Annotated in this window: 4 protein-coding genes; 2 read left to right on the forward strand and 2 right to left on the reverse strand. The window is 29.5% G+C overall.

Annotated features, from left to right (window positions below; all coding sequences use genetic code 11):
• Position 1 precedes the first annotated feature (1 nt).
• Positions 2-1,165, reverse strand: coding sequence for a lipase family protein (locus JNUCC83_RS12415; protein ID WP_454461405.1), 1,164 nt, complete (start codon positions 1,163-1,165; stop codon positions 2-4).
• A gap of 57 nt (positions 1,166-1,222) precedes the next feature.
• Here JNUCC83_RS12415 and JNUCC83_RS12420 point away from each other — a divergent pair, with 57 nt between their 5' ends.
• Both JNUCC83_RS12420 and JNUCC83_RS12425 read left to right on the forward strand, forming a co-directional pair.
• On the forward strand, positions 1,223-1,684 hold the full coding sequence (locus tag JNUCC83_RS12420; RefSeq protein WP_454461406.1) for a DUF1433 domain-containing protein: 462 nt from the start codon (positions 1,223-1,225) through the stop codon (positions 1,682-1,684).
• A gap of 596 nt (positions 1,685-2,280) precedes the next feature.
• On the forward strand, positions 2,281-3,012 hold the full coding sequence (locus JNUCC83_RS12425; protein WP_454461407.1) for a replication initiation protein: 732 nt from the start codon (positions 2,281-2,283) through the stop codon (positions 3,010-3,012).
• Between the two features lie 1,609 nt (positions 3,013-4,621).
• On the opposite strand, the gene JNUCC83_RS12430 is transcribed toward JNUCC83_RS12425, so the two are convergent.
• The gene (locus JNUCC83_RS12430; RefSeq protein ID WP_454461404.1) at positions 4,622-5,035 is read right to left on the reverse strand and encodes a hypothetical protein; all 414 of its coding nucleotides are present in this window, start codon (positions 5,033-5,035) and stop codon (positions 4,622-4,624) included.

Raw genomic sequence — 5,035 nt, forward strand, 5'->3', positions numbered from 1 at the left:
GTCATCTAAATCCTTTCATATTTAATTTAAATGAATTTGCTTGATTAGTATCTTCCTCTGCAGCATTATCCGCTGATTCTTTTAAAGCTTTTCCTAATAAACTAATTTGTTTCTCCACTTTTTTCAGTTTACTCTTTAATTCATTCGATGTTAATTTGTTGTAACATCTTGGTTTACCATTTTCAAAATACGGAGCATTCATTTGAAATATTTCCTCAATATCAGCTGTGGTTAATTCAGAATATTCCCCTCCATTTTGATTTGCTTGAACAGATTTTAAAAATTTATTCATTTCTTGTTCTTGTTGCATTTCAAAGCGTTCAATATCTCGATAAATATCACTAACTTCTTTTGACATTGCTGCAAATAATTTAGAATGTCCTTTTAAAGCTTTCACGTCATAAAAGATTCTAACTGAACCGTCTGAATTAAAAAAAGAAGTAAAAGATTCGCTTAAATGGGCTAAAATCATTCCTCTAATACCTGTTTGAATATAATAACTTTTTCCTATACGTTTAAATAATGCTGGCAAATAAGGAACAACGTCATCGTGATGACGATAATCTGTAATTAGATGATCAAATTCACCATTATCAATTTTTTTTTGAAGTGATTTAGGTAATAAAAAATATGGTAAAGCTGCAGCATAAGTTATTGTTTCTTTACCTTTCAAAACACCCATGAATTGTGCTAAAGCTCCTCCTAGGCTATGCCCTGTAAAATCATAATTATTGGTTCCACGTCCATATTTTTTTGATTTCAACGTATCATTAACCCATTTTTCGTATACATAAAATTGATTATTTTCTCTGATAGAATCAGCATAGTCTTTCCCTAAATAATCATTTTTTTCAACTTCTATTAAACTATCATATCTGGTTCCCGTACTTAAATCTTTAACATTTGTAAGCCAATCTTGCCCGTCTTTAGTTCCTCTTGACACAAAAGTAATATTTGGTTGAAACGAAGAATCGGCTTTCATTTGATCCCAATCTGATTTTGAAACAACAGCCATTGCTTGAAGTCCTGTTTTTGAATCATCTACTGATGTTATAACTCGATATTCTTGCCCCTTAATAATTATTGGCGTATTTTCTTTAAGATAAGCATCATCATATACGATATCAGAAAACTCCCAATAGACTTCGGCTGAATAATTAGACATAATTCTCCTCCTTTTTATAATACGTGGTATAATTTTATCATATGCTAGGAGGATTTTATGAAAAAAAAATGGGTTGCTATCCCTTTTATTATCTTAATAATTGTAATAACTATTATATTTTTGAGAGGACAATATAAAATGACTGAACAAATAAAACTAGATAAATATTTAACTTCACAAAAATCAAGAATTGAAAAATATTTAAAATATAATTATAACAACATAGATACTATTGAATTTCTTGAAATTACAAATACTCCCATGGGTGCCATTCATATATCTGGAAAGATTAATAAAAATATTGATTTTACTGCTAGGAGTAGAGGTTTAGAAGATGACATTGAGTATGTTGATGGAATGCCTGGAGATTTTCATGATAAAAATTTAAAAAAAGATTTAAATGGTAAAACTAAATCTGTTTCTGAAATTGAAGAGGAGGAAAGAAATTCTTTAAGTTTTAATGAAAAAATGGACTTGTTAAATAAAAAGAATAAAGAAAGAAAATCTAGTTTAGGATAAATGATGGGTTGTTAGGGCTTGCCCTGACCGTCTGAAAGACGATTAAACAAGATAATTAATCAGTTTTAAACTAGTATAGCTTTATAATCCCTTATTTTTTCGTCTTAAGCCTATCCAGTCGTTCTTTGAAAAAATGGTTTAAGGTTTTGCAAAGGAGCTTTAGCGACTGCGTGAGTATAATGTGAGAGTGTTTTTCTCTCACTCCTTTTTATGCTAGACTTGTTTTACCGTTAAAGTCGGTAGCTAAGAATAGCTAATTAGGGTCAAAGAGAACTCTCTTTGGCTCTTTTTTTAGTCTGATTTTCTTTTATATATATTATATATATATTTTATATATATTTTAAAACCTTTTTAAGCACGCTGTATCCCTTGTCGCTGTAAGGATTTGCTGCTAGTACCCACCACAAATTGTATGAGTACCCACCACAAATTGTATGAGTACCCACCACAAATTGTATGAGTACCCACCACAAATTGTATGAGTACCCACCACAAATTGTATGAGTACCCACCACAAATTGTATGAGTACCCACCACCCACTGTTTACACTCATAGGTGGTTGTTATATAATCAGTTATTGTAAGGGGGCTGTGAAATGAGTGATAAGACTCTGAAAGTCAATTATAAAAACGAATTAAATATGGTACCGATGAAAGATTTTAACTCTAAAGAAATGGACTTGTTTTTTTCGATTTGTGCCAAAATAAAAAATCAAGATTTACAAAACATTCGCTTTTATTTTGAGGATTTAAAAGAAATGAGCGACTATCAATTTACAGGGAATACAAGATTTATTAACGATTTAGAGAATGTTTATAAAAAAATGTTGGGCTTAACTTATCGAACAGAAGACATTGATGATAATGGAGACGAGATTATCCGTCATTTTATTCTGTTTAATGAGTTTCAAATCAATAAAACACAACAATTCGTTGATATTTCGGTCAATCCTAAACTTGAACATGTTCTTAATAATCTAACCACTAATTATTCAAAGTTTGAACTGTCTGCGTTTACTCAAATTAAATCAAGATATACAAAAACGTTATTTAGATTATTAATGCAATTTAAATCTACTGGTCTTTATGTTGTGTCTTTTGACGAATTTAAGAACATATTAGATATACCGCAGTCTTACAGAACAGACCAAATAAATTCAAGGATTTTAAACCCTGCATTAGATGAATTACAAACGTATTTTAAAGATTTAAAACTTGAAAAAATAAAAGCCAGAAAAGGCAATAAAATTGAGAAACTAAAATTTACCTTTAATGGCTTACAATCAGATTTGCCGAAAGTTCCGTTGCATAACTGGTTACAGCAATAAAAAAACTTGTCCCCTTACAATTAAGCAAGTAGACAAGTTCACACAATCCTCGAAGATTGCTAATTCATTTTAGCATATTGGTGTGGACTTTCTAAATATATAAAAAATATTGGAGGTTCTTCAGATTGCAAGGTTTCATGATTTAAAGAGAGTGTATGAGGATAAAGTCTAGCCTCAAATTTGGGAATTATTTATAAAGTATAATTATACTTATGTGACATAAGAAAAATATTAGATATACAAATAGTTTGATAACTTGTTACGAAATAAGCTGATTAAGGTTTTAAGCAATCATGAAAAAATGGATAAACAGATCCATTTTTTCATGATTGCTTTTTTGATTTTTGAGTGGACAGCTAAAAGCAAAAAATGGGGTTTGGGGCATGCCCCAAAATTTAAAAAAATAAAAAGCTAAATTTGAAAATTTATCCATTTTCAAATTTAACTTTTTTTATTTTTCAGCAAGTGGATATCCACTTGCTATGCTTGCCAGAGTGAGAGTATCCAATTTAACAAAATAACTTTAAGTGTATTTTTTTTGTTTTGTTATGTTTCGATTGTGGTATGTTCAAGTATGTTCTAAGATATGTTCCAATATGTTCTTGAGTATGTTCAATCAGAACATAAACTATGTTCTAATATGTTCTCAAGTATGTTCAATCAGAACATAAAGTATGTTTTAGTATGTTCCTAGGTATGTTCTAATATGTTCAAAAAAATTAAATAATGCGTCACGAAAAAGAGATTGAAATCCAATAGGCACCGCCTATTCGTCACAAAGTGACGTCAGGTTTCTATTATGCTCTTTGTTTTTGTCCTTTTTTCTTTCTTGGATAAATCAACTAATTCATGTCTTAAATCTATTATAGCTATATTTATTATTTTTATTGCTTTACACATTAAAAATAATAAATAGATTTTGAACAAAAAAATTTATTTAAGTGGTTCAACAGACATATCGTTCATGGTGATTATCGTTTGGATAGTCGTTTTTACCACTTTATTTTCGTTTTAAGGCATTTTATTCCTACTTAGGTCTATTTATATTATATTGATTTAAAATCCGTTAGGACGCAAAATAAGTCGTTTTTTTGACAGTTGGGTTGTTAAGGTTTGACCTGACCGTCTGAAAGACATTTAAAACAGGTAACGAGTTGGATAAAAGGTAGCCTCGTTTTATCCTTTTTAACTGGCTTCTTTTTTTGAATAACACGACACGTCCTTTTCGCATAAAGTCGTTTCACAAAGAACGCAAAAAAGGAATCCCGTTAACTTGGGATTCCTTTTTTTGACTTTAGGTAGACCATTGATGATTCACAAAGTGAGTGTCTCGATGTGTTGGTAGATGTGGTACTTCTTTAAAGCGAGATTATGGAAACCATGTGGTTAAATAACTATTATCCCGTACCAAATATAAACATATACATTATTGGTAAAAATACAAATGACCAAGCAATACAAACTACTCCAAACAATATACTTGCCCATAAAAATTTGTTTTCCCAAGTATCTCTATACTTAGAAATGAAATAACCTTCTAAAAAATAAGGAGATGCTAATAAACTAATTACTAAAATTATAATATACATACCTACTTTCCTAATCTCTATTATTTTAAATTACTAGACAGATCTTGAATCGTATTTGTATTTTTTCTAACGACTTCTATAGATCCTTCCAAAGCTTTTCCTGAATTTCCTTTAATCATAGTTGGAGCCATATTTTTATACTCTTTAATAAACTTATTTAAATCTTCTGTTTTATCTTTTAAAGAATTTTGTTTTTTATTTGTTTCTTGCGACAATAATTTAAACTGTTTTTGGCTAGCCTTTATTAAAGCTAATGTTTGAAGTCGTTTTTTTTCTAATTTCTTATAACGTGCTAGTTCTGATTCTAAAACAGCTATATTCGTTGAATTAAATGTTATATTCTGCTTACTAATTGGCTTTTTAGATTCTTTGTAGTAATTTTCTATTTTTTGTTGATAAAGGTTAATTTGTGGTTGATATGATAAATTGAGCAT

It is taken from the genome of Vagococcus sp. JNUCC 83 (genome assembly GCF_053667615.1).

What these genes read in the sequence shown, in the direction of transcription:
- JNUCC83_RS12415 (WP_454461405.1), bottom strand. Translation starts at nt 1,165, where the DNA reads ATGTCTAATTATTCAGCCGAAGTCTATTGGGAGTTTTCTGATATCGTA.
- JNUCC83_RS12420 (WP_454461406.1), top strand. Translation starts at nt 1,223, where the DNA reads ATGAAAAAAAAATGGGTTGCTATCCCTTTTATTATCTTAATAATTGTA.
- JNUCC83_RS12425 (WP_454461407.1), top strand. Translation starts at nt 2,281, where the DNA reads ATGAGTGATAAGACTCTGAAAGTCAATTATAAAAACGAATTAAATATG.
- JNUCC83_RS12430 (WP_454461404.1), bottom strand. Translation starts at nt 5,035, where the DNA reads ATGCTCAATTTATCATATCAACCACAAATTAACCTTTATCAACAAAAA.